Genomic DNA, 22,010 nt, shown 5'->3' on the forward strand with positions numbered 1-22,010 from the left:
CTGTCATCCTGCCAGCTGAGCCACGGGTGCACGTCGCCGACGGGCGGCGGTGACCCGGTCGATGACGAGTCCGATGACGAGCGCGACGACGATCCCGATACCGGCGCTGAGCAGCGGCTGCTCCTTGACCCACGAGCCGGCGAGCAGTCCGATGGTGAGGCTCAGCGCACTCCAGCTGATGCCGGCCACGACGCTCAGGGGCAGGAACCGCCGCCACGAGAATCGGAGAGCGCCGGCGGACATGTTCACTGCGACCCGACCGACCGGGATGTAGCGGGCGCCGAGGATGAGGGCGGCGCTGCGCTGGTCGAGTGCGTGTTCTGCATGAGTGAAGGCGGCCGCCACGCGTGGGCGACGCATCCAGGCCCACCGTGTGGTGCCCAGGCGCCGTCCGAGTGCGAAGGCGATGTTGTCGCCGATCGCGGCGCCCAGCGCGGCGATCAGGCCCAGGGGGATCAGTGCCCAGAACTCACCCGTCGACGCCAGCACCGCCGCCGCGGCGACGAGGACGGTCTCGCTCGGCACCGGCGGGAAGAACCCGTCGATGACGGTCACCGCGAGCAGCACGACGTACAGCCAGGGCGATGCGACGGTCTGCATGATGAGCTCGTTGATAACATCCACCCCAGAAGGCTAGGAAGCAGGTGACACGTGGGGCATCACCCTGAGGTATCGACCGCATCCACCCTGAGAGGTAGATCGGCTGACCGTCCGACACGCGTCGGTGAGATCACGGTCCACGGACTCGTGGTCGACGGCGAGACGCGCTGCGAGCACTACCGCGGTGCTCTCGACGTCATCGCGATCGCGTTCGCCTGCTGCGGTGACTGGTACCCGTGCCACCTGTGCCACGAGGAGATCGCCGGTCATGAGGCGCGGCGATGGGGGCGGGACGAGCGGACGACGCAGGCGGTCCTGTGCGGTGTGTGCGGGTCGCTGCTGAGCATCCACGCCTACCTCGATGCACAGGGCTGTCCCGAGTGCTCGGCCGGTTTCAATCCGGGATGCCGGCTGCACCACCATCTCTACTTCGACTGAACACTGCACGTCGACTGAACACACAGCCGATCGATCTATACTGGGAGTTTGGCCGCTCGGCCGATTCCCCTTGAACGAACGGATATCCCGCTGTGCTTGCCGTGCACGAACTCGAGATCCGCGTGGGCGCACGCCTCCTTATGGAGAACGTGTCGTTCCGTGTGAGCGACGGAGACAAGATCGGTCTCGTCGGCCGCAACGGTGCAGGCAAGACCACGCTCACCAAGGTGCTCGCCGGTGACGTCCTCCCCTCGGGCGGCAGCGTGACCCGGTCTGGCGAGCTCGGCTACCTGCCGCAGGATCCCCGTTCGGGCAACCCCGAAGACCTCGCACGCACCCGCATCCTCGACGCGCGCGGACTCGGTCAGCTCAACCTCGGGATGACCGAAGCGGCACTCGCGATGGGATCGGACGACCCCGCGGTAGCCGAGAAGGCGATGAAGCGCTACGCGCGCCTGACCGAGGAGTTCGAAGGGCAGGGTGGGTACGCCGCTGAGGCTGAGGCGGCATCCATCGCGAACAACCTGTCGCTGCCCGACCGCATCCTCGACCAGCCGCTGTCGACGCTGTCCGGTGGTCAGCGCCGTCGCATCGAGCTGGCCCGTATTCTGTTCTCCGATGCCGAGACGATGATCCTCGACGAGCCGACCAACCACCTCGACGCCGACAGCGTGGTGTGGCTGCGTGAGTTCCTCAAGAACTACAAGGGCGGGCTGATCGTGATCAGTCACGATGTCGAGCTCGTCGGCGAGACCGTCAACCGCGTCTTCTACCTCGACGCGAACCGCCAGATCATCGACACCTACAACATGAACTGGAAGAACTACCTGCGTCAGCGGGTGGCCGACGAGGAGCGCCGCAAGAAGGAGCGCGCCAACGCCGAGAAGAAGGCCACGACCCTGCAGCTGCAGGCCGCCCGCTTCGGGGCGAAGGCGTCGAAGGCGGCTGCCGCTCATCAGATGATCGCGCGTGCCGACAAGCTGCTCGCGGGCCTCGATGACGTCCGCCAGGAAGAACGCGTCGCCAAGCTGCGCTTCCCGAAGCCGGCTCCCTGCGGCAAGACTCCGATGATGGCGACCGGACTCTCGAAGTCCTACGGCTCGCTCGAGATCTTCACAGACGTCGACCTCGCGATCGACCGCGGTTCGAAGGTGGTCGTGCTCGGGCTGAACGGCGCGGGCAAGACGACGCTGCTGCGCATGCTCGCGGGGGTCGACCAGCCCGACACCGGCCAGCTCGAGCCGGGACACGGCCTGAAGGTCGGGTACTACGCGCAGGAGCACGAGAACCTCGATGTGAATCGATCGGTCCTCGAGAACATGGTGTCGGCCGCACCGCACATCACCGAGATGGAAGCGCGCAGGGTGCTCGGCTCGTTCCTGTTCACGGGAGATGACGTGCTGAAGCCCGCCGGAGTGCTCTCCGGAGGCGAGAAGACCCGTCTCTCTCTGGCGACGCTCGTGGTGTCGTCGGCCAACCTGCTGCTGCTCGACGAGCCCACGAACAACCTCGACCCCGCCTCGCGCGAGGAGATCCTCGGCGCTCTCGCGCATTACGAGGGCGCCGTCGTGCTCGTCTCGCACGACCCGGGAGCGGTGCAGTCGCTCAATCCCGAGCGCGTGCTGATCCTGCCGGACGGCGTCGAGGATCTCTGGAGCCAGGAGTACCAGGACCTCATCGAGCTCGCCTGACCTGCGCCGTCCGCGGTCGGTGGCATAGTCGATAGCGTGACGGATGAACAGGAACTGGACCTTCTCTCGCTCAACGAGTGGTTGAAGGGCAGGCACGCGCTCACCGGGGTCGCCCCGGTCTGGGACCTCGGTGCGCTGCCCGATGAACCGAGCGCGCTCTTCGCCGGCTGGCTGCGCGAGGCATCCGACGCCGGAGTGGCTGAGCCGCACACCGTCACCCTCGCGACCGTGGACGCGGACGGCGTTCCCGATGCCCGCACGCTCATCCTGAAGAGGATCGACGAGCGCGGGTGGGCGTTCGCGAGCACGAGATCCTCTCGCAAGGGCGCGCAGCTCGCCGCCGTACCCGCGGCGGCGTTGAACTTCTGGTGGCAGCCCCAGGTGCGTGCCGTGAGAGTGCGCGGACGCGTCGAAGAGGCCACGGCGGAGGAGAGCGCCGCCGACCTCGCCGGGCGCTCTGCGGCTGCGCGTGCCGACATAGCGGCCGGTGACTGGACGCTCTGGCGACTGATCCCGACCCGGGTCGAATTCTGGCAGGGATCGAGAGACCGACGTCATACGCGTGTGGTCTACGACGCGGTGGATGAGAGCTGGACCCGAACGCTCATCGGCGGAGCCGCGGAACAGCTGACGCAAGGTCGGGGAGCGTGAAGGGCTTCCAGGTCGTCGAGATCGGTGCGCTCGACGAGTGGCGCGAGCATCATGGCGGGTTCGATGCGGCGCGTTCGCGCGACGGACGCCGGGTCATCGATCACGAGCTGACGATGCAGTACATCGGTCTCACCGCAAATGCTCTGGCCCCTGGCGAGGAAGCCGGCTATTGGCACGTCCACTCGCGCGTCGAGGAACTGTACGTCTTCCTCGACGGTCGAGGACAGATGGCGCTGGACGATGAGGTCGTCGAGGTCGGTCCGGGCACAGTGATCCGCGTCGGACAGGACGTCGCCCGCACCTGGCGCGCTCGACCTGACAGCACCGGCGAACTGCGCTGGCTCTGCGTCCGAGCCGGCGGCACGGAGCTCCCGCACCTCCCCGACGACAGCTCCCGTCTTCCCGAGAAGCCGATGCCGTGGGTGGACTGACCGATGGATGAGGCTCTCGCGCCTCCGCCGCACCGTGCACCGGTTTTCACCGACGACTTCTCTCGAGGGCTCGACGAGGAGAGATGGATCGCTCATTACCTCCCGCAATGGACCGTGCCGGAGCGGTCGCAGGCGCGTTACGCGATCGTCGATGCGGGGCTGGAACTGCGTATCGAAAGCGACCAACTCGATTGGCGGGAAGAGGATGCGCCCCTGCGCGTCTCGAATGTGCAGACCGCGGTCTTCTCCGGAGCCGTCGGGTCGACCCGCGGGACTCATCGGCATCGTCCAGACGGTCTCGAGGTGCGCACAGAGATGCCGTCGCGCCAGCTGTTCGCTCCGCCGCGCGGGCGGATCGATCTGACGGTCGCTGCCACCACCGACGAGGGATGCATGCTCGCCGCCTGGCTCGTGGGCACCGAGCAGCGCTCCGAGGAAGACGCGGGTGAGATCTGCATCTTCGAGATCGATGCCGACGCCATCTCGACGACGACACGAGCGCGGACCGGTATCAAGGCCCACCATGACCCGAGCCTCATGACCGACATGGCCGAGGTGGTGCTCCCGTTCGACGCAAGCGAGTTGCACACCTGGACCGTCATCTGGGGCGACGGCGAGACGGTGATCGGCTGCGAGGGGCGCGTACTGCGACGCATCGCGCAGTCTCCGGACTATCCGATGATGCTTCTGATCGATCTCTTCGAGATCGGCGCTCCGTCTGGTGGATATCCCAAGAGCGCCGTCATCTCTGAGGTGAGGGGCTGGGACTGAGGCGCGTCAGCGCGCGTCGAGGAGCTCGTCCTCGACATCCGCATCCTTGTCGCGGCGCCGAGACTTCTTGACCGGAGCGGGCACGCCCTCGACCTCTTCACGGTGCTTCACGATCTCGGTGCGGATGATGTAGCCGATGAAGATGAATCCCATGAGCGCGAACAGGATCCACTGGATCGCGTACGACAGATGCGGGCCAGGGTCGTCGGTGGGGGAGTCGAATCCGCCCAGCGTGCCTTCTCCTGACGGCTCCTCGCTGACGATCTGCCCGTAAGCGCTCGTGATCACGTCGCCGTCGACCAGCTCGGCGATCGAGGGGAGGTTGATCGTCGGCACCTGGCCTTCGGGTGCGCCTCGTCCGGATGCCGGAAGCTGCTCGCCCGGACGCAGCCGCACGGTGACCTCGACCTCGCCCGCCGGGGGAGCGGGAACCGCATCGGGGGAATCCCCGTCTCCTGGTGGGACCCACCCGCGGTCGACGATGAACACCCGGCCGTCGACGTCGCGGAACGGAACCAGCACCTCGAAGGCGCTCGTGCCGCCGTGCGGGCGGTTGCGCACGAGGAGCTGCTCGTCGGCGACGTACTCGCCGGTGAGCACGACCGGATGCCACACATCACCGGGATCGAGTGATCCGTCGGCGCCGATGAGATCGGCGAGCGGCACGGCATCCGCGTCGTAGTTCTTCTCGACCAGAGCGATCTGCTCGGATCTGGTCTCGTTCCGATCGAACTGCCAGTTGGACAGGAAGGCGCAGGCGATCGCGAAGCCGATCGCGATCAGCACGTACACGGTCCATCGACCCATTCGGGCGCTCATGAGGGGACACCATCTCTCACGGTCACGGGAAAGTCCCTTGCTGCCAGGTAGTCGCGAAGGAAGCCGACGTGCTCAGCGCAGGCGAGCCAGATCTTCTCGCGGTCGGCGGCATGGATGCGCGGATTGCGCCACACCACCTGCATGGTCGCGACATTCCGGCATCCGGCCCGCGAGCACTCCAGTCCAGTCACTCGCGATCCTGGCGGCTTTCGTGGATGGTGAACACGCCGGGGGCTGCCTCCGGCACGACAGGGAGCGTCTCGGCCGGCGCGGGAGCTTCGAGCTCCTGCACGGGCGACTCCGCGATGGTCTCGGTGCTGTCGCTGCCGGCATTCGCGAACACGACCGCGATATAAGGCAGCACGGCTGCAGCGAGAGCGAAGACCCAGGTGTACCAGCCGTAGGGCTGGATGAACATCATCAACGCGAAGCACACGATTCTGATCGCCATCGTGAGGACGTACCGGCGCACGCGATGGTCTGCCTCGTCCTGCGGCGACTGCGGCAGGGAGGTGACAGCAGGAACCGGGTGCTTGCTCTTCACGATGACTCCAGCCTACGCCGGTGCGGGCACGACGGCGCGCCCTGCCGCGCGTCGAGCGAGGGAGTCAGGACGAGAAGATGAACGGCAGCGTGAAGGCGCCGAAGAACACGAAGCTGATGATTGTCATGACGATGGTGATCACCAGCAAGCCGACCATGATGTAGCCCATGATCAGGCCGGCGAAGGCCATGCCGCGACCACCGATCGCCGGATTCGCCTTCGTCTGGCGCAGCGCCATGTGGCCGGTGATGACGGCGACGATCGACGCGAGCAGTGGGATGAGCGCCCAGAAGAGCACGATGCCCGCGATGCCGCAGATGAGCGAGGTGACGGCGAGTCCGCTCGCCGGGCGCGCAGGCGGATAGATCGGAGCGGCGTAGGTCGGGTATCCCGCACCGGGCTGGCCCGGACCGGGCGCGCCGTACTGCTGCGGGGCTGCGCCGTAGGGCTGGATGGCGGCGGCGCCGTAGGGCTGCTGTGCCGGTGCTGCGCCGTAGGGCTGCTGTCCGGGCGCGAACGACGGCGCTGCACCGGGGTAGGACTGCGTCGGTGCTGCACCGGGGTACGACGGTGCGGGAGCGGCGGCGGGGTACGACGGTGCGGGTGCGGCGGCGGGGTACGACGGTGCGGGTGCGGCGGCAGGGTACGACGGACTCTGCGGAGCCGACGGAGCCGACTGGTAGGGCGCTGCCGGCGGCGCCGGGGCGAGCGGCGGCGCCGGGGGCGGCGTCGGCTGCTGTCCGCCCGGAGGGGTGGGGATGCTGTTGTCGCTCACGGTGATGCCTTTCGTCGAGATCAGCGTCCCAGTCGGGGCAGGGGCTGTCAAACGCGGACCCGATCGAGTCACGGCATCATCGGTAGGATCGATGACGACCCGGCCCCGACCCCCACCGGCCAGATCAGGAGTGGAAAATGAGTTCTCGCGTCGTCCTCGTCACCGGCGGCAACCGCGGCATCGGCCGTGCGATCGCCGAACGATTCGTCCGCGACGGATACCGCGTCGCCGTCACGGCGCGCAGCGGTGAAGGTCCCGAAGGGACACTGACCGTCCGCGCCGATGTCACGGACGCCGCTGCGCTCGATGCCGCGTTCACCGAGGTCGAGCAGCAGCTCGGACCGGTCGAGGTCGTCGTCGCGAACGCGGGCATCACCAAGGACACTCTTCTGCTGCGGATGAGCGAGGACGACTTCGACAGCGTCGTCGCGACGAATCTCGGCGGCACCTTCCGCGTCGTCAAGCGTGCCTCGAAGGGGATGCTCCGCGCGCGCTTCGGCCGTGTGATCCTGATCTCCAGCGTCGTCGGCCTGTACGGCTCGGCCGGGCAGGTGAACTACTCGGCGTCGAAGAGCGCGCTCGTGGGCTTCGCCAGATCGCTGACGCGGGAGCTCGGCGGGCGTGGCATCACGGCCAACGTCGTCGCGCCCGGCTTCATCGAGACCGACATGACGGCGGAGCTCCCCGAAGAGACGCAGAAGCAGTACAAGGCGAACATCCCGGCGGGGCGCTTCGCGACTCCCGACGAGGTCGCCGGCGTCGTCACGTGGCTCGCCGGGGACGACGCGGGCTACATCTCCGGCGCCGTCATCCCGGTGGACGGCGGACTCGGGATGGGTCACTGAGTCGAGCGCAGGGCTGAGTCGAGCGCAGGGCTGAGTCGAGCGCAGGGCGCTCCCTCAGCGGCGGGCGACCGCTGCGTCGATGAGGTCGGCCAGCCTGCTCGGCACCGAGAACTGCGGCCAGTGACCTGAGCCGATGCGCACGACCTCGGCGTCGGCGATCGCCCGGAACTCGTCGGCGTACGGGCCCCACTGCTCGAGCTCGGACTCGAGCGTCTCTCGGTCCATGCCGCCCATGAGCAGCGTCACAGGGACGGAATGCCGAGCCCCGGGGCCGAGCGTGATCTCGTCTGTGGGCACTCTGGCGGGCACGCTTCGTGCGAGTGGCGCGGTGCGCGCGCGCGTCACCTCGTCGAGATCGTCGACGTCTTCGGCGGGGAAGTAGTCCCAGCCGGGGAAGGGCACGACGCCATCGACCACTTCGAACTCGCTGATGCCGAAGCCGGAGGGCGGGGGCACGGTGTCGACGAAGACGGCTCGGGTCACGACGTCGGGGCGCGCATCGGCGACGCCCCAGGCGACGTTGCCACCGCCGCTGTGCCCGACCACCACGACGGGCCCGCCGACCGCGTCGACCGCGGCCACGGCGGCGTCGACCCACTCGGAGATGCCGATCTCGGATGAGTCGGCGGCAGTGGCTCCGACGCCGGGCATCGTCAACGGATGCACGGTGTGGCCGGCGCGCTGGAGATCTGCGGCGACGTCGTTCCAGCTGGAGGCATCGAGCCAGAGGCCCGGGATGAGGATGATGTCCATGGCCCGACGATAGACCGGGCCACCGACATGCGCTACGGGAGCAGCGCGATGATCTCTGACAGGTCCTGGGGGCCGACGACCAGGCTCGCGGCGGCGCGTACGGCAGGCTTCGCGTTGAACGCGAGACCGAGTCCGGCGACCGACATCATCTGCAGATCGTTGGCGCCGTCGCCGATCGCGATCGTCGCGTGGCGCGCCACTCCCAGCTCATCAGCCCAGGACAGCAGCGACGAGGCCTTGGCGGCCGCATCGACGATCTCGCCGTCGACTCGGCCGGTGAGGGTGCCGTCTGCGACCTCGAGGCGGTTCGCGCGCCAGCGGTCGACGCCGAGCCCTGGGGCGACGTCGTCGAGGATCTCGTGGAAGCCGCCCGAGACGACGCCGACGACACCGCCGCGCTCATGGACGGCGGACGTGAGCTCGCGCACCCCGGGGGTCGGCTCGATGCGGGCCAGCACCCGGGCGAAACCGGACACAGGAACCCCGGCGAGAGCGGCCACGCGTGAGCGCAGGCTCGTCGCGAAGTCGATCTCGCCGCGCATGGCTGCCTCGGTCGCGGCCTGGACCTCGGCACGGCGTCCGGCCTCGTCGGCGATCAGCTCGATCACCTCGTTGCGGATGAGGGTGGAATCGGCATCGAGTACGACGAGGAAGCGCGCGGAGGTCACGCCTCAGAGCCTATCGACAGCCGCGATGGTCGACGCGCGGCCCGACTCACGACGACGCGGTCACCGTTCGATGAACAGGCCCTTGCCGACCACGGTGATGCCGGACTCCGTGACGGTGAAGCCTCGGGCGAGATCTCGCTCTCGATCGACGCCCACGGTCGCGCCGTCGGCGAGGACCACGTTCTTGTCGAGGATCGCGCGATGCACGCGTGACCCCGCGCCGACTCTCACCCCGTCGAAGACCACCGAGTCGGTGATCGTCGAGCCGCCGCCCGCGAGCGTCCACGGGCCGACGACGCTGCGTTCCAGGTGGGTGCCTGAGAGCACGGATCCGAGCGACACGATCGAGTCGATCGCGTTTCCGATGCGGCCCACCGAATCCCGCACGAACTTGGCGGGCGGCGAGTTCACCGCCTGCGAGTGGATCGGCCATTCCATGTTGTAGAGGTTGAAGATCGGGAGCGTCGAGATCAGGTCCATGTGGGCGTCGAAGAAGGAGTCGATCGTACCCACGTCGCGCCAGTACGAGCGGTCGCGCGGAGAGGACCCCGGGACGTCGTTCTGCTTCATGTCGTAGTAGCCGGCCTCGCCGCGATCGACGAAGTACGGCACGATGTCGCCGCCCATGTCGTGCCCGGAGGTCGGCGATTCGCCGTCGGCCTCGACAGCCGCGATCAGAGCATCGGCGTCGAAGATGTAGTTGCCCATCGATGCGAGCACCTCGTGAGGCGAGTCTTCGAGGCCGGCGATGTCGGTCGGCTTCTCGAGGAACTGCTTGATGCGTCCGGTCTCTGTGTCGGCATCGATCACACCGAACTGCGAGGCCATCGCGAGGGGCTGGCGGATGCCGGCGACGGTGGCCTTCGCGCCTGATTCGATATGCGCCTCGAGCATCTGGCGGAAGTCCATGCGGTAGACGTGATCGGCGCCGATCACGACCACGATGTCGGGCTTCTCGTCGTTGATCAGGTTGAGGCTCTGGAGGATCGCGTCGGCGGAGCCGGAGAACCAGCGCTTGCCGAGTCGCTGCTGCGCCGGGACGGACGTGACGTACGAGTCGAGCAGGGCGGACATGCGCCACGTCTGCGAGATGTGGCGGTCGAGGCTGTGCGACTTGTACTGCGTGAGGACGACGATCTGGCGAAGGCCGGAGTTTATGAGGTTCGAGATCGCGAAATCGATCAATCGGTACTGTCCGCCGAAGGGCACTGCAGGTTTCGCGCGATCAGCCGTGAGAGGCATGAGACGCTTTCCCTCGCCGCCGGCGAGGATGATGCCGAAGATCTTCTTTGGTGCGGACATGCACCAACCATAGAGGCGAATCGGCCCGGCGAACTAGCATCTGGACAAGTGAGTCACTACCGTCTAGACATGCGCGTCGAGATGATCACGAAGGAATACCCGCCGGAGATCTACGGGGGTGCGGGCGTCCACGTCGCCGAGCTCGTCACGGCGCTCCGGCAGAATATCGATGTACAGGTTCGAGCCTTCGGTTCTCCTCGCGACGAGGCGGGCACTTTCGCCTATCGGACGCCCTCCGAACTCGCCTCCGCGAACGCCGCGCTGCAGACGCTCGGCACCGATCTCGAGATCGTCGCGGCGATCTCCGACGCCGACCTCGTGCACAGCCACACCTGGTACGCGAACTTCGCCGGACACATCGCCTCGCAGTTGCATGGGATCCCTCACGTGCTCACCGCGCACAGCCTCGAGCCGCTGCGTCCGTGGAAAGCCGAGCAGCTCGGGGGCGGATACGCGGTGTCGAGCGGCATCGAGAAGCTCGCCTACGAGAACGCGGCAGCGGTCATCGCGGTCAGTGCAGGAATGCGCGCCGACATCCTTCGCAGCTACCCGTCGGTCGACCCGGCCAAGGTGCGCGTGATCCACAACGGGATCGACGTCGAACGCTGGCGCCCGGTGCAGAACCCCGCCTTCCTGGAATCCGTCGGGATCGACCCGGCCCGACCGTCGGTCGTCTTCGTCGGGCGCATCACCCGGCAGAAGGGGCTCCCCTATCTGCTGCAGGCGGCTCGCCTGCTCCCGCCCGAGGTGCAGCTCGTCCTCTGCGCCGGAGCCCCGGACACCCCCGAGATCATGGCGGAGGTGCAGGAGGGCGTGAAGCTCCTCCAGCAGACCCGCGACGGTGTCGTCTGGATCGAGCGGATGCTGCCGCGCGACGAACTCTCGGCGATACTCACCGCCGCCACCACCTTCGTGTGCCCGTCGGTCTACGAGCCGCTCGGCATCGTGAACCTCGAGGCGATGGCCTGCGGGGCCGCAGTCGTCGGCACGGCGACCGGCGGGATCCCCGAGGTCGTGGCCGACGGCGTCACCGGACGACTCGTGCCGATCGAGCAGCTGCAGGACGGCACGGGCACGCCCGTCGATCCCGAGCGCTACATCGCCGATCTGGCGGGGGTGCTGACGGAGGTGACCTCCGACCCGGAGCGCGCGCGGGCATACGGCGAAGCCGGGCGGGAGCGTGCACGGGACGAGTTCAGCTGGGGTGCGATCGCCGACACCACGCGCGCGCTGTACGCGGAGCTGACCTCCTGAGCCGATAGGCTGGAGGCATGTCGAGCGCTCTGGAATTCACCGACGTCGTCGTGCGCCGCGAGGGCCGCAACATCATCGATCACGTGACCTGGCAGGTCGACGACGATCAGCGATGGGTGATCCTCGGACCGAACGGCGCCGGCAAGACCACGCTGCTCCAGCTGGCCGACACGCTCATGCACCCGACCTCCGGGACCGTGACGGTGCTGGGGGAGACCCTCGGCCGAACCGACGTGTTCGAGGTGCGTCCGCGCATCGGCTTCGCGTCCTCGGCGATGGCGAAGCGCGTGCCCCGCGACGAGACTGTGCTGAACACCGTCCTCACCGCCGCGTACTCGGTGCTCGGCCGTTGGAACGAGAACTACGAGGACATCGACGAGCGCCGCGCACTGCGCGTGCTGGGCGACTGGCGTCTCGAGCACCTGGCAGACCGCACGTTCGGCACGCTGAGCGACGGAGAGCAGAAGCGCGTCCAGATCGCCAGGGCAGTCATGACCGACCCCGAGCTGCTCCTTCTCGATGAGCCGACCGCGTCGCTCGACCTGGGGTCGCGCGAAGAGCTGCTGGCCCTGCTCAGCGGCTACGCCTCGTCGCCGACGACCCCCGCGATGCTGATGGTCACCCATCACGTCGAGGAGATCCCCGTGGGCTTCACGCACGTGCTGCTGATGCGTGAGGGGCGCATCGTCGCGGCCGGCCCCGTCGCCGAGACGCTCACGGCCGAGACGCTGACGGAGACATTCGGCATGCCGATCGTGCTCACCAGCGAAGACGGCCGCTACGCCGCGCGCGCGGCATCCTGATCACGATCTGATAGAATCGATCCTTGGTGCTCTCTGCACCGCAGACTTCCCTCGTCCCTGGCACAATCCAGGGCAGCAACTAAGGAATCCCATGAAGACTGACATTCACCCCGAGTACAAGGCTGTCGTGTTCCGCGACCTGGGCTCGGGAGAGACGTTCCTCACCCGTTCGACCGTGACGGGCGACAAGACCATCGAGCTCGACGGCGTCGAGTACCCCGTCATCGACGTCGAGATCTCGTCGGCATCGCACCCGTTCTACACGGGCAAGCAGCGCATCATGGACTCGGCCGGCCGCGTCGAGAAGTTCAACCAGCGCTTCAAGGGCTTCGGCGGATCGACCAAGTAACGATCGCCGCACTCGAAGGCCCCGTGTTCCTCGGAACACGGGGCCTTCGTCGTACCCGTGGCGAGCGTCAGATGTCGATCACGATGCGTTCGCCGTCGATCCTGCTGGGCGGGTCGCCGGCAGAGGGTGCGGGAGCCGTGCGCGTGGTCTGCCGGTCGCGTTCCATGCCGGCCTCATGCGCCGAGGGCATCCAGACCGCCTCGAACGATCCGCCCATCCCGCCGCCGGCACTCTCGTACTTCTTCTCGAGAGGTGCTTTCGCGTAGGTCGCCACGATCACGACGACGATCGCGATCACGACGACGAGCAGGATCGCGATCGTGAGGAGCATCCCGAGGGTGTCGGCCATGAGTCCAGGCTATTCGGCGCGGGCCGTACCGGCATCCGCCTGCAGGATGATTCGGGACGGGGAGTCTCAGCGGATGCGGCGACCGTGCGCGAGGTCGAAGAGGCGGGTCAGCACAGGACCGGAGCGCACACCGTTGTGCTCGTGCTCGCTGGTCACCCAGAGCTTCACGCCCGGCAGCAGCCGGGCAGTCTCGAGAGAGAACTCCATCGGCACGTAGACGTCGTTCACATATACCGCCGCAGCACCCGTCGCACCGGAGGTGGCGATGGCGACGTCGTCGTAGATCCGCGGCCACTCGAACTCCGCCAGTGCGAGTGTGACGTCACGCCATGGCCGGAATGCCGGCACCGTCTCGGTCCACTCGCGTCGGATGTGCTCGCCCGTGAACAGGGTGACGTCGTCGCGGAAGTCCTGGGGCTCGGTGCGTTCCGCCGACCACCGTGTCGCGTGCCCGCTCGCGTAGCTCGACTCGTGGAACGCGAAGTAGAGAGGGTTGCGGCCGCCGTAGGGCATCGCGTGCATCAGGTCGTGGCGGAACGCGTTCGAGTGGGGGTCGCGCTCGAGCAGCGACCACACGGTCTGCCATCCGTCGTTCGTGCCGAGCGCAGAACCCACCGAACGCAGTCGTGACGGGGAGACCACTTCACCGTCCGGGAGCACGATGTCGCCGGCCTCGGCCCGATCGACCAGCCGGCGCATGGCGTCGCGGTGCTCGGGGAAACGACGGTAGTACTGTTCGGAGGCCGAGCGCATCTTGTCGTAGCAGAGCGCGTAGACCTCGTCGGGATGCCGGTCGATGGTGCTGAGCCCACCCGTGATGAAGACGTCGGCGATCGAGTCCGCGTCGGTCGACAGGTACGCCAGGGTCGTGAAGCCACCGAAGGACTGACCCAGCACGCTCCACGTCTCGGCCGCGAGGTGCTCGCGCATCGCCTCGCAGTCGCGGACGATCGAGTCCGCACGCAGATGGGTGAGGTATTCGGCGACCTCGGCCGAGCCGCGTTCGAGGTCGGCGTCGCCGACAGGCGTCGAGAGTCCGGTGCCTCGCTGATCGAGCATCACGACCCGATAATGCGCGAGAGCCTCGTCGAGCCAGGCCGGGGAGGTGGACGAGTGGAACGGGCGCGGCGCCTCGTGCCCGGGGCCTCCCTGCAGGAAGACGAGGTAGGGAAGCCTCTCGCCTCCTTCGCGCGTGACGACACGGGCGAAGATGTCGATCGTACGGGTGTCGGCCGGGTCCCCCCAGACGAGCGGTACGGTGAGCGTGTGCTCCTCGACGGTGAGGTCGAGCAGGCGGCGGATGGTGGTGGTCATGTCACATCACATTCCCGATATAGGAGTACTTGACGAACACCTCGGAGGCGATCCCCGCCTCCTGGAGCACGCCCTGCACCGCGTTCATCATGTAGTTCGAGTCCCACCCCATGTACAGGTGGTGCGAGTCGTCGAGCCGGTCCCACTGGCCCTTCCACGCCATCCCGTCGTAGATCGGTCCGCCGTGGGCGGCGCAGTACGAGACGGCGGCGGGACGGGTGTCGGTCCACGCGCGACGGAAGACGCGATTGAAGAGATACCGGACGTCGAAGACCTCCCACCGCTCGCCGCGGTACTCGACGTACTCGAACTCCCGTTCCCAGCCCGCCGGCCAGCCGCGCCGACGGACGGCATCGAGGATGGGAGTCAGTCCGTCGTCGTCGATCTCTGGCAGGGCCGGGCGCGCCCAGATGCGCAGCAGATCGGCGGTGAGGCGGACCGTGCGCTCCGAGATGGCGGCAGTGCCCCAGGTCTCGATCTGCTCGAGGGCTCTCGTCTCGGAGACCGTGCTGCGCGCATACGCCGAGTCCCGCTTGACCGCGAACGACTCGCCGAACACGCGCTCCGCGAGGTGCTGCTCGAGCAGGGTGAGATTTCCGAGAGTGGGGGCGAGAGCCCTGTGAGCGTTGCGCTCGTCATCCGAGTAGTCGATCCAGGGGCGCACGCCGTCGCCCGACCAGCTGTCGCTCGGGACGGTCGGAACGATGTGCTCGACGTCGAAGTCGGCGGCGTCATGGACACCCTCCAGGCGCCCGAGCACATAGGCGGGATGCGGCAGCTCGCTGTACTTCAGCACCGCGCTCACGCGCTCATCAGACGGAGTGATACGCGCGAAGGCCCTGGCCAGCGCGTCTCGGCCGTCGGAGCGGGCGCGGCAGAGACGCGCGACGAGCCGCTCGTTGGGAAGGTTCACCAGCGTGCGGCGCAGATACATGGTCTGGATCCACTCGAGCGTCTCGATGAGCTCGTCGCGGCCGATGAGTCCGCGCGAGTGGTCGCTGTACACGCTCAGCACCAGCGGATAGGACGCACGGCCGAATGTGTTCACGAACCGCAGCTGCTGCCCGATTTCGGCGTCCTTCTCGAGAGAGGGATCGAGCAGGATGCCGTAGATCTCGGCATAGTGCCGCCACACCTCGGCATCCGCCTGCAAGTGGTCGAGGTCGACACGGGGGAAGGAGTGCCGGAACGCGCTGTACACGCCGTGCTCGCCGTTGGCGGCGACCTCGCGGCCCGTGGTCATGACGAGGTAGTGCCGCCAGAACGCGCCGATGGTCTCACCGGTGTGCTGTTCGATCGGCAGCCAGAATCGTTCTTCGACATCGAGCTGCTCGGTGTGGGTGAGCCCCATCAGGATGTAGTTGTGGATCAGCTCGTGATCACGCAGGGGTTCGCCGGTGGAGTTCAGGCTCTCGAAGATCTGCTGCGCGTTGGCCTCGGCGCCCAGGGTGATCGAGACGTGCTCGAGCTTCTGCAACCCCCGCCAGATCATCGGAGCCTCGTCGGTGTGCACCTGGCTGCGGAAGAAGGCGTAGTTGTCGTCGAAACGCGACTCCCGGTCAGCCTGGTCGCCGCGCTCGAGCACCACCGACTCGTACAGCTCCGCCCAGGCGTCGTGGGGACGCAGCTTGGTACGGGTGGCGTCGTCCGGGCGCACGAGAACACGATCGAGTTCGGCGGCGAGCTCGGGGGAGGAGTCCTGCACCGCGTGCCGCAGCGCCGCGACGAGCAGCATGAGCGTCGTGATGCGCTGCTGCCCGTCGATCAGCACGAGGTCGGTGTCGGCGTCGGAGTCGTCTGCGGCCGACAGGATCGAACCGATGAAGTGCCGATGGGACTCGTCTTCGCGGGCGACGGCTCGAACGTCGGAGAGCAGCTGCTCGCATCCGCCGATGTCCCACCGGTACTGGCGCTGGTACACCGGCACGACGATGGTCGTGGAGTCCTCTGCGAGCCACTCGATCGTGTTGACGGCTGTCGCCTCGACGTTGGTCGCAGTGCTCATGCTGGTGTCTCGTCCTCCCGTAACGCCCGGCGCCGAGGAGTCGCCAGGCGCCCGGTTCAGTCTATTCGCTTATTCACGGCGACCCTCGGCGGCGCTCCAGAGGCGCCCTGTTAGGCTTGCCTTATCAGGGCCTGTTAAAACGTGCTGGCCCCCGATGAAAGGATCTGGTTCAGATCATGGGATACATCAAGTCAGCGGCGCTCGAAGACAAGGGCTTCGTCGTCCTCGACAGCTACGACCAGGAGCTCGACCCCAAGGAGTGGCTCGACATCGAGTACAACGACTGGAAGTCGTCGGGCGACACCCGCTTCGCGCCGCTCGCCAGCGCCAAGGGCGAGATCGAGTGCAACGGCTTCTGGAACCACAAGCCGCCGCGTACCGACAAGGACGGCGTCTGGATCGACGAGCAGACGTCGAAGGCCCCGAACCTCACGCGCCGCGCGCAGGAGCCGGGTGCCAACGTCGGTCGGTGCCGGGTGATCGAGCTGCAGCCGACCCCGTACGGCGAGTGCCTCTACAACCTCCACCAGGACGACAACAACCGTCTGAACCCCGACGGCACCGGCTGGGTCGTCCGCGGCTTCTTCAACCTCAGCGACGACAAGGACAGCTTCTTCGTCCTCCGCGAGAACCGCACCGACCCGAGCATCGAGTACCGCATCGCTCTGCCGGCCGGAGCGCAGCTGATCGTCGACACGCAGCGTCTGTGGCACGCGGCGACCCACGTCGGCACCGAGCCCCGGTACTGCCTCATCACGTCGTGGACGTCGGGCCCCGAGCTCGACGCCTACATCGAGAAGTACAACGGCACCCAGGACGTCCCGAACGTCGAGGTCCCGCAGGACGTGCTCGAGGCCGGATACGCCGAGCAGGCTCGTCGTGACGCCGCCCGCGCCGCCTACTACGCGGCCAAGGGTCAGCAGGTCAAGCAGGCGATGAGCGAGGCCTGAGCCTCATCCGATCGAGGACCGGCGACGGTCCGAAGGCCCCGGTCACGCGACCGGGGCCTTCTTCGTGGAATCACATGCTTGTGATTTCTCCTGGTCTGGGCGAGAATAGCCCCATAACCGCATATTCACGCCAGTTCTCGTTGTTTCAGGTCGTTGGGGAAGACGCACCTGATGAAACGGAGAGATCATGGCGACGGCTTACGCACGCGGAGTGGTTTTCATCCACTCTGCACCCCGCGCGCTCTGCCCGCACCTGGAATGGGCGGTAGGACGCGCCATCGGTCGCGCGGTGAACTTCGACTGGAGTGACCAGCCGGTGCTCGACGGCGCACGCCGTGCCGAGTTCTACTGGGACGGGCCGGTCGGCACCGGTGCGGCTCTCGCCACTGCGATCCGCGGCTGGGAGCACCTCCGCTTCGAGGTGACCGAGGATCCCACCCCCGGCAGCGACGGCGGACGCTGGCTGCACACTCCGGATCTCGGGATCCACTATGCGCAGACCGACATGGCCGGCAACATCGTCATCGGTGAGGACCGCATCCGCTACGCGATGGAGATCGCCGCCGGAAGTGCCGGCGAACTGCAGCGGGAACTCGACATCGCCCTCGGCTCGGCCTGGGATGAGGAGCTCGAGCCCTTCCGTCACGCGAGCGACGACGCCAGGGTCGTCTGGCTGCACAAGGTGGGCTAGTCGACGACACCGCACAGACCTGGAGCGGGAAGGCGTGAGTATCGGATGCCGGTGAGTGATCCCGGACGCTGAGAAGGCGAATCCCTGTTCCACATGACGAGGACCCCGCCCCTGGATCAGGGACGGGGTCCTCGTCTGCACTCAGATGACGGCCGTGCTCGGCATCTCCCGGAGCGCGGACGATCCGCCGGCCATCACATCGTTCCACGCGAGCTGCAGTCGTCCCATCGCCTCGGCCGTCCGCTCCGGAGGAAGCGTGATCGGGATGCGCAGGCGTCGCTCCAGCACCCCTCCGGTCGAGAAACGCGGGCCTGGCGGCAGGATGAGACGGTGGTCGCGAGCCGCGAGGGAGAGCGCCGTCGAGATCGGCGCGCCGAGATCGAGCCAGGTGGAGAGGCCACCGTGCGTCGGTGGCGCCGACAGCCCGCCGATGGATGCGAGGCCGTGCGCGACCGCTTCTCGCCCCGCCCGCAGCCGCGTCGTGACGTGAGCGGTGAGCGACGGCATGTCCTGGAGCAGCTCGACCGCGATGCACTGCTCGAGGAGTGCGGTGCCCAGTTCGAAGGAGGGGCGGGTGGCCAGCAGGCGTGTGATGAGTGAGCGCTCGGCGCGGATCCAGCCGATGCGGAGCCCACCCCAGGCGATCTTGGACATCGACCCGACCGTGATGATCTGCGGACCGTACGCGGCCATCGGCAGGGGCGACCACCCTCGATCGATGTCGAGCTCCGCGGTGGTCTCGTCGACGACGATGTGCGTCCCCGAGTTCCGCGCTGTCGTCGCGATGCGGGATCGCGCGGCGTCGCTCAGAGTCGCACCGGTGGGGTTGTGGAAGTCGGGGATGAGGTACGCGACGTGCGGGCGGCTGCGCAGGAGAGTGTCGCTGAGGTGGCGTTCGTCCCAGCCTGTGACGTCCACAGGCGTGGGGAGCAGCCGGTAACCGTGCCGGTGGAGGGCTTCGAGAGCGTGGGGAAACGTCGGCTGCTCCACCAGGGCTCGTTCTCCCCGTCGGCCGATCGTGGCGAGGACGAGGTGGAACGCATTGAGCGCGCCTGACGTGATGATGATCTCGTCGGCATCCGTCTCGACCCCGCGTTCGGTGAAGCGGCGCGCGACCGCCTCGCGCAGTTCGGGGAGCCCCCGCAGCGAATAGCCGCTCGTGCCTCGGAGGGCGGCGAGTCGGGGGAGTGACCTCACCGTGGCGTCGTAGAGGCCCGGCGTCGAGTCCATCGAGGCGATGGAGAGGTCGATGGCGTCGTCGTCGTCCGTACTCGGGGATGCGGGCGTCGAGTGCGGCAGGGCGACCCGCGTGCTGCCCCCGTGCAGCCGGGACACGTAGCCGTCTTCTTCGAGGAGCCCGTACACCCGGGTCGTGGTCGACCGTGAGCGGCGCAGCTCGAGCGCGAGAGCCCGCTCGCTGGGCAATCGCTCGCCGACGGTGAGTCGACCGTCGAGGATCAGAGCGCGGATCTGCCCGGCGAGCGACGTGGCCGTGGCCCCGGCGACGTTCCGCGCGCCCAGCTGCTCGACCAAACGTGATGTCATCACTCCAGCATGCCGCAAAGTGGACTGGTTGCAGCAGGCCACTTTTCACCGACTGGCCTCGGCGTCGTGCAGAGCAGCGGGGCCACCATGGAACAATGCACCTCCGTTCCGCCTTCCTCCCCATCGCCGCCACCAGCCGGCGCGACATCGTCGAGCGCGTCGTCCAGCTGCTCGTGGGCCTGTTCCTCTACGGCGTCGCTCTCGGACTGATGGTGCGTGGCGGCGTCGGCGTCGCCCCGTGGGACGTGCTCGCGCTGGGGATCTCCGGGAAGGCCGGTATCGGGTACGGCGTCGTCACCGTGCTCGTGTCGGTGCTCGTTCTGGTGCTGTGGATCCCGCTCCGCCAGCGCGTCGGCCTCGGCACGCTGCTGAATGCGCTGCTCGTGGGGCCGAGCGCCGACCTGGCCCTCTTCGTGATCCCCGAACCCTCGTCGATCTGGATCGGCGCGCCGATGTTCGTGGCGGGGCTCCTCCTGCTCGCGTTCGCGACGGGCCTCTACATCGCCGCGGACTTCGGCCCAGGACCGCGGGACGGACTCATGACAGGCCTCGTGGCGCGCTCAGGTCGGCCCGTCTGGCTGGTGCGCACCCTGATCGAGGGCAGCGTGCTGCTGATCGGCTTCCTCCTCGGAGGGCCGGTCGGCGTGGGAACTGTGCTCTTCGCCTTCGGGGTCGGGCCCCTCGTGGGCTGGTTCCTGCCCTGGACCACGCGTCTGCGGGCAGCCCGCTCGCGGCAGCTCGCCCGGGCATAGTCCCACCTGCCGGAAGACGAGAACGGCCCCCGGGATCACCCGGGGGCCGTTCTCTCTGAGGTTGCGAGTCAGTCGACGCTCGCGAAGACCGCGACGGCATTGTGACCGCCGAAGCCGAACGAGTTGCTGATCGCGTAGAGCTTGCCGTCGCCGAGGGGCTGCGCCTCGCCCGAGAGCTTGAACGGCACAGCCGGGTCGGGTTCGGTCATGTTGATCGTCGGCGGAGCGACGCGGTCGCGGAGCGCGAGGAGCGAGAAGATCGCCTCGAGAGCTCCCGTGCCACCGAGCAGGTGCCCCGTCGATGCCTTCGTGGCCGACACCGGGATCTCATCGATCCGGTCGCCGAAGACCTTCTTGAGCGCGACGTACTCGTTGGGGTCGCCGACCGGCGTCGACGTCGCGTGAGCGTTGATGTGAGCGACCTGGTCGGCGGTGATGCCGGCCTCCTCGAGGGCCTGGGTGACAGCGCGTGCCGCCCCGTTGCCCTCGGGGTCGTTGCCCGTGATGTGGTATGCGTCGGCGGTCACTCCACCGCCGAGGACGTAGCCGTAGATCTTGGCGCCGCGAGCCTTGGCGTGCTCCTCGGTCTCGAGGATCAGCACCGCGGCACCCTCGCCCATGACGAAGCCGTCGCGGTCAATCGCGCCGGGGCGGGATGCGGTGGCGGGGTCGTCGTTGCGGCGCGACAGCGCCTGCGCCGAGGCGAAGGAGGCCATGGTGATCGGGTGGATCGCCGATTCGGTGCCACCCGCGATCACGACGTCCGCGAGACCGTCCTGCAGGTGGTGGAACGCGTGGATGATCGATTCGGTGCTGGAGGCGCACGCGCTCACGACGGTCTGGGCGTAGGCGCGAGCCTGGAACTGCAGCGACAGGTTGCCGGCTGCGGCGTTCGGCATCAGCATCGGCACGGTCAGCGGCATCACGCGGCGGGGGCCCTTCTCGCGCAGAGTGTCCCACGCGTCGAGGAGGGTCCAGAGGCCGCCGATTCCGGTGGCGAAGTCGACACCGAGGCGCTCGGGAGCGACCTCGGGGGAACCTGCATCCGCCCAGGCCTCGCGTGCAGCGATGAGGGCGAACTGGGAGGAGGGGTCGAGCCGCTTCGCCTCGTGGCGGGGCAGGACCTCTTCGGGACGGACGATCGCCTCGGCGGCGAAGGTGACGGGCAGCTCGTACTGCTGAACCCAGTCGTGTTCGAGGGTGCGGGTTCCGGACTGTCCTGCGAGCAGGTTGGTCCAGTTGTCGGGAGCTGTCCCGCCGATGGCGGACGTGGCGCCGATGCCGGTGACGACGATGCGCTTGGTCATGTGTGGTTCCTTGTCAGGCGGGTCGAGCAGAAGGCGGGCAAGGCGGAGGATGCCACGCCCCGCATGCGCGGGGGTGGCATCCTGCGTGGATTACTCCTGGCCGGCGACGATGAAGTTGACGGCGTCTCCGACGGTCTTGAGGTTCTTGACCTCGTCGTCGGGGATGGTGACGCCGAACTTCTCCTCGGCGTTGACGACGATCGTCATCATCGAGATCGAGTCGATGTCGAGGTCGTCGGTGAACGACTTCTCGAGGGCGACCTCGGAGGCGTTGATGCCGGTCTCGTCGGTGATCAGCTCTGCGAGGCCAGCGAGGACCTCATCGTTGGTGAAAGCCATGTGGTCTTCCTCTTTCTTACGGGTTGTATATCGGAACCGTGGAACAGTCTAGGGAAGGTCGGCG

Annotated in this window: 26 protein-coding genes; 12 read left to right on the forward strand and 14 right to left on the reverse strand. The window is 67.7% G+C overall.

Annotated features, from left to right (window positions below; genetic code table 11):
* Positions 1 to 3 precede the first annotated feature (3 nt).
* Positions 4 to 624 (reverse strand): DedA family protein, encoded by a 621-nt coding sequence (locus ASF80_RS01320; protein ID WP_056307311.1) that lies wholly within the window; start codon positions 622 to 624, stop codon positions 4 to 6.
* A 27-nt stretch (positions 625 to 651) separates the two neighbouring features.
* On the opposite strand from ASF80_RS01320, the gene ASF80_RS01325 reads away from it, so the two are divergent.
* The 5 genes from ASF80_RS01325 (at position 652) to ASF80_RS01345 (ending at position 4,582) form a co-directional block, all read left to right on the forward strand.
* The gene (locus ASF80_RS01325) at positions 652 to 1,038 is read left to right on the forward strand and encodes a CHY zinc finger protein (RefSeq protein WP_082488141.1); all 387 of its coding nucleotides are present in this window, start codon (positions 652 to 654) and stop codon (positions 1,036 to 1,038) included.
* A gap of 92 nt (positions 1,039 to 1,130) precedes the next feature.
* Positions 1,131 to 2,729, forward strand: coding sequence for an ABC-F family ATP-binding cassette domain-containing protein (locus ASF80_RS01330; RefSeq protein WP_056307313.1), 1,599 nt, complete (start codon positions 1,131 to 1,133; stop codon positions 2,727 to 2,729).
* Positions 2,730 to 2,765: 36 nt separating this feature from the next.
* Positions 2,766 to 3,380 (forward strand): pyridoxamine 5'-phosphate oxidase family protein, encoded by a 615-nt coding sequence (locus ASF80_RS01335; RefSeq protein WP_235559846.1) that lies wholly within the window; start codon positions 2,766 to 2,768, stop codon positions 3,378 to 3,380.
* Positions 3,377 to 3,811 (forward strand): cupin domain-containing protein, encoded by a 435-nt coding sequence (locus ASF80_RS01340; protein WP_056307315.1) that lies wholly within the window; start codon positions 3,377 to 3,379, stop codon positions 3,809 to 3,811. Before ASF80_RS01335 ends, ASF80_RS01340 begins: the two co-directional genes overlap by 4 nt.
* A gap of 3 nt (positions 3,812 to 3,814) precedes the next feature.
* On the forward strand, positions 3,815 to 4,582 hold the full coding sequence (locus ASF80_RS01345; RefSeq protein WP_056307317.1) for a hypothetical protein: 768 nt from the start codon (positions 3,815 to 3,817) through the stop codon (positions 4,580 to 4,582).
* A 6-nt stretch (positions 4,583 to 4,588) separates the two neighbouring features.
* Here the strand turns inward: ASF80_RS01345 and ASF80_RS01350 are convergent, their stop codons facing one another.
* The 4 genes from ASF80_RS01350 to ASF80_RS01365 form a co-directional block, all read right to left on the reverse strand.
* Positions 4,589 to 5,401 carry an SURF1 family protein gene (locus ASF80_RS01350; RefSeq protein ID WP_056307319.1) on the reverse strand — a complete coding sequence of 271 codons (813 nt, stop codon included), beginning with the start codon at positions 5,399 to 5,401 and terminating at the stop codon, positions 4,589 to 4,591.
* Positions 5,398 to 5,592, reverse strand: a complete 195-nt coding sequence (locus ASF80_RS01355) for a hypothetical protein (RefSeq protein WP_056307321.1) — start codon at positions 5,590 to 5,592, stop codon at positions 5,398 to 5,400. Before ASF80_RS01355 ends, ASF80_RS01350 begins: the two co-directional genes overlap by 4 nt.
* On the reverse strand, positions 5,589 to 5,945 hold the full coding sequence (locus ASF80_RS01360; protein ID WP_056307322.1) for a DUF3099 domain-containing protein: 357 nt from the start codon (positions 5,943 to 5,945) through the stop codon (positions 5,589 to 5,591). The genes ASF80_RS01355 and ASF80_RS01360 overlap by 4 nt, the downstream gene beginning before the upstream one ends.
* Before the next feature lie 64 nt (positions 5,946 to 6,009).
* A complete protein-coding gene (locus ASF80_RS01365) occupies positions 6,010 to 6,720 on the reverse strand; it encodes a DUF4190 domain-containing protein (protein ID WP_056307324.1) in 711 nt (236 codons plus the stop codon).
* A 137-nt stretch (positions 6,721 to 6,857) separates the two neighbouring features.
* Between ASF80_RS01365 and ASF80_RS01370 the strand changes: the two genes are divergently transcribed.
* Complete coding sequence (locus ASF80_RS01370) at positions 6,858 to 7,565, forward strand: beta-ketoacyl-ACP reductase (protein ID WP_042537549.1); 708 nt, start codon at positions 6,858 to 6,860, stop codon at positions 7,563 to 7,565.
* 54 nt (positions 7,566 to 7,619) lie between these two features.
* Here ASF80_RS01370 and ASF80_RS01375 read toward each other — a convergent pair whose 3' ends face one another.
* Genes ASF80_RS01375 through glgC form a run of 3 tightly spaced genes read right to left on the reverse strand, consistent with a single transcriptional unit; the run spans position 7,620 to position 10,288 of the window.
* The gene (locus ASF80_RS01375) at positions 7,620 to 8,318 is read right to left on the reverse strand and encodes an alpha/beta fold hydrolase (protein WP_056307326.1); all 699 of its coding nucleotides are present in this window, start codon (positions 8,316 to 8,318) and stop codon (positions 7,620 to 7,622) included.
* Positions 8,319 to 8,350: 32 nt separating this feature from the next.
* A complete protein-coding gene (gene serB, locus ASF80_RS01380) occupies positions 8,351 to 8,986 on the reverse strand; it encodes a phosphoserine phosphatase SerB (protein WP_056307329.1) in 636 nt (211 codons plus the stop codon).
* A gap of 60 nt (positions 8,987 to 9,046) precedes the next feature.
* The gene (glgC, locus tag ASF80_RS01385; RefSeq protein WP_056307331.1) at positions 9,047 to 10,288 is read right to left on the reverse strand and encodes a glucose-1-phosphate adenylyltransferase; all 1,242 of its coding nucleotides are present in this window, start codon (positions 10,286 to 10,288) and stop codon (positions 9,047 to 9,049) included.
* A gap of 69 nt (positions 10,289 to 10,357) precedes the next feature.
* Here glgC and glgA point away from each other — a divergent pair, with 69 nt between their 5' ends.
* From glgA to ASF80_RS01400, 3 genes are all read left to right on the forward strand, one after another.
* Entirely contained in the window at positions 10,358 to 11,542 is a 1,185-nt protein-coding gene (glgA, locus tag ASF80_RS01390; RefSeq protein WP_056307333.1) for a glycogen synthase, read from the forward strand.
* 17 nt (positions 11,543 to 11,559) lie between these two features.
* Positions 11,560 to 12,345, forward strand: a complete 786-nt coding sequence (locus ASF80_RS01395) for an ABC transporter ATP-binding protein (protein ID WP_056307335.1) — start codon at positions 11,560 to 11,562, stop codon at positions 12,343 to 12,345.
* A 91-nt stretch (positions 12,346 to 12,436) separates the two neighbouring features.
* Positions 12,437 to 12,694, forward strand: coding sequence for a type B 50S ribosomal protein L31 (locus tag ASF80_RS01400; RefSeq protein WP_056307337.1), 258 nt, complete (start codon positions 12,437 to 12,439; stop codon positions 12,692 to 12,694).
* Between the two features lie 67 nt (positions 12,695 to 12,761).
* Here ASF80_RS01400 and ASF80_RS01405 read toward each other — a convergent pair whose 3' ends face one another.
* From ASF80_RS01405 to ASF80_RS01415, 3 genes are all read right to left on the reverse strand, one after another.
* The gene (locus ASF80_RS01405; RefSeq protein WP_056307339.1) at positions 12,762 to 13,043 is read right to left on the reverse strand and encodes a hypothetical protein; all 282 of its coding nucleotides are present in this window, start codon (positions 13,041 to 13,043) and stop codon (positions 12,762 to 12,764) included.
* 66 nt (positions 13,044 to 13,109) lie between these two features.
* Complete coding sequence (locus ASF80_RS01410; RefSeq protein ID WP_056307342.1) at positions 13,110 to 14,357, reverse strand: alpha/beta fold hydrolase; 1,248 nt, start codon at positions 14,355 to 14,357, stop codon at positions 13,110 to 13,112.
* Between the two features lies 1 nt (position 14,358).
* Complete coding sequence (locus ASF80_RS01415; RefSeq protein WP_056307344.1) at positions 14,359 to 16,362, reverse strand: DUF262 domain-containing protein; 2,004 nt, start codon at positions 16,360 to 16,362, stop codon at positions 14,359 to 14,361.
* A 176-nt stretch (positions 16,363 to 16,538) separates the two neighbouring features.
* Between ASF80_RS01415 and ASF80_RS01420 the strand changes: the two genes are divergently transcribed.
* Together ASF80_RS01420 and ASF80_RS01425 are read left to right on the forward strand one after the other, a co-directional pair.
* Positions 16,539 to 17,312, forward strand: a complete 774-nt coding sequence (locus tag ASF80_RS01420) for a hypothetical protein (protein ID WP_056307346.1) — start codon at positions 16,539 to 16,541, stop codon at positions 17,310 to 17,312.
* A 187-nt stretch (positions 17,313 to 17,499) separates the two neighbouring features.
* Positions 17,500 to 18,003 carry a DUF3145 domain-containing protein gene (locus tag ASF80_RS01425; RefSeq protein ID WP_056307348.1) on the forward strand — a complete coding sequence of 168 codons (504 nt, stop codon included), beginning with the start codon at positions 17,500 to 17,502 and terminating at the stop codon, positions 18,001 to 18,003.
* A gap of 141 nt (positions 18,004 to 18,144) precedes the next feature.
* Here the strand turns inward: ASF80_RS01425 and ASF80_RS01430 are convergent, their stop codons facing one another.
* Positions 18,145 to 19,548 (reverse strand): PLP-dependent aminotransferase family protein, encoded by a 1,404-nt coding sequence (locus ASF80_RS01430; protein ID WP_056307350.1) that lies wholly within the window; start codon positions 19,546 to 19,548, stop codon positions 18,145 to 18,147.
* A 95-nt stretch (positions 19,549 to 19,643) separates the two neighbouring features.
* Here ASF80_RS01430 and ASF80_RS01435 point away from each other — a divergent pair, with 95 nt between their 5' ends.
* Positions 19,644 to 20,300 (forward strand): YczE/YyaS/YitT family protein, encoded by a 657-nt coding sequence (locus ASF80_RS01435; RefSeq protein ID WP_056307352.1) that lies wholly within the window; start codon positions 19,644 to 19,646, stop codon positions 20,298 to 20,300.
* A gap of 68 nt (positions 20,301 to 20,368) precedes the next feature.
* On the opposite strand, the gene ASF80_RS01440 is transcribed toward ASF80_RS01435, so the two are convergent.
* Both ASF80_RS01440 and ASF80_RS01445 read right to left on the reverse strand, forming a co-directional pair.
* Positions 20,369 to 21,607, reverse strand: coding sequence for a beta-ketoacyl-[acyl-carrier-protein] synthase family protein (locus ASF80_RS01440; protein ID WP_056307355.1), 1,239 nt, complete (start codon positions 21,605 to 21,607; stop codon positions 20,369 to 20,371).
* 90 nt (positions 21,608 to 21,697) lie between these two features.
* Positions 21,698 to 21,946, reverse strand: coding sequence for an acyl carrier protein (locus ASF80_RS01445; protein WP_017202249.1), 249 nt, complete (start codon positions 21,944 to 21,946; stop codon positions 21,698 to 21,700).
* Between the last annotated feature and the right edge of the window lie 64 nt (positions 21,947 to 22,010).

The organism is Microbacterium sp. Leaf159, from assembly GCF_001423615.1.
Classification (GTDB): Bacteria; Actinomycetota; Actinomycetes; order Actinomycetales; family Microbacteriaceae; genus Microbacterium.

What these genes read in the sequence shown, in the direction of transcription:
- ASF80_RS01345 (WP_056307317.1), top strand. Translation starts at nt 3,815, where the DNA reads ATGGATGAGGCTCTCGCGCCTCCGCCGCACCGTGCACCGGTTTTCACC.
- ASF80_RS01350 (WP_056307319.1), bottom strand. Translation starts at nt 5,401, where the DNA reads ATGAGCGCCCGAATGGGTCGATGGACCGTGTACGTGCTGATCGCGATC.
- ASF80_RS01370 (WP_042537549.1), top strand. Translation starts at nt 6,858, where the DNA reads ATGAGTTCTCGCGTCGTCCTCGTCACCGGCGGCAACCGCGGCATCGGC.
- ASF80_RS01375 (WP_056307326.1), bottom strand. Translation starts at nt 8,318, where the DNA reads ATGGACATCATCCTCATCCCGGGCCTCTGGCTCGATGCCTCCAGCTGG.
- glgC (WP_056307331.1), bottom strand. Translation starts at nt 10,288, where the DNA reads ATGTCCGCACCAAAGAAGATCTTCGGCATCATCCTCGCCGGCGGCGAG.
- glgA (WP_056307333.1), top strand. Translation starts at nt 10,358, where the DNA reads ATGCGCGTCGAGATGATCACGAAGGAATACCCGCCGGAGATCTACGGG.
- ASF80_RS01395 (WP_056307335.1), top strand. Translation starts at nt 11,560, where the DNA reads ATGTCGAGCGCTCTGGAATTCACCGACGTCGTCGTGCGCCGCGAGGGC.
- ASF80_RS01400 (WP_056307337.1), top strand. Translation starts at nt 12,437, where the DNA reads ATGAAGACTGACATTCACCCCGAGTACAAGGCTGTCGTGTTCCGCGAC.
- ASF80_RS01405 (WP_056307339.1), bottom strand. Translation starts at nt 13,043, where the DNA reads ATGGCCGACACCCTCGGGATGCTCCTCACGATCGCGATCCTGCTCGTC.
- ASF80_RS01410 (WP_056307342.1), bottom strand. Translation starts at nt 14,357, where the DNA reads ATGACCACCACCATCCGCCGCCTGCTCGACCTCACCGTCGAGGAGCAC.
- ASF80_RS01415 (WP_056307344.1), bottom strand. Translation starts at nt 16,362, where the DNA reads ATGAGCACTGCGACCAACGTCGAGGCGACAGCCGTCAACACGATCGAG.
- ASF80_RS01420 (WP_056307346.1), top strand. Translation starts at nt 16,539, where the DNA reads ATGGGATACATCAAGTCAGCGGCGCTCGAAGACAAGGGCTTCGTCGTC.
- ASF80_RS01425 (WP_056307348.1), top strand. Translation starts at nt 17,500, where the DNA reads ATGGCGACGGCTTACGCACGCGGAGTGGTTTTCATCCACTCTGCACCC.
- ASF80_RS01430 (WP_056307350.1), bottom strand. Translation starts at nt 19,548, where the DNA reads ATGACATCACGTTTGGTCGAGCAGCTGGGCGCGCGGAACGTCGCCGGG.
- ASF80_RS01435 (WP_056307352.1), top strand. Translation starts at nt 19,644, where the DNA reads ATGCACCTCCGTTCCGCCTTCCTCCCCATCGCCGCCACCAGCCGGCGC.
- ASF80_RS01440 (WP_056307355.1), bottom strand. Translation starts at nt 21,607, where the DNA reads ATGACCAAGCGCATCGTCGTCACCGGCATCGGCGCCACGTCCGCCATC.
- ASF80_RS01445 (WP_017202249.1), bottom strand. Translation starts at nt 21,946, where the DNA reads ATGGCTTTCACCAACGATGAGGTCCTCGCTGGCCTCGCAGAGCTGATC.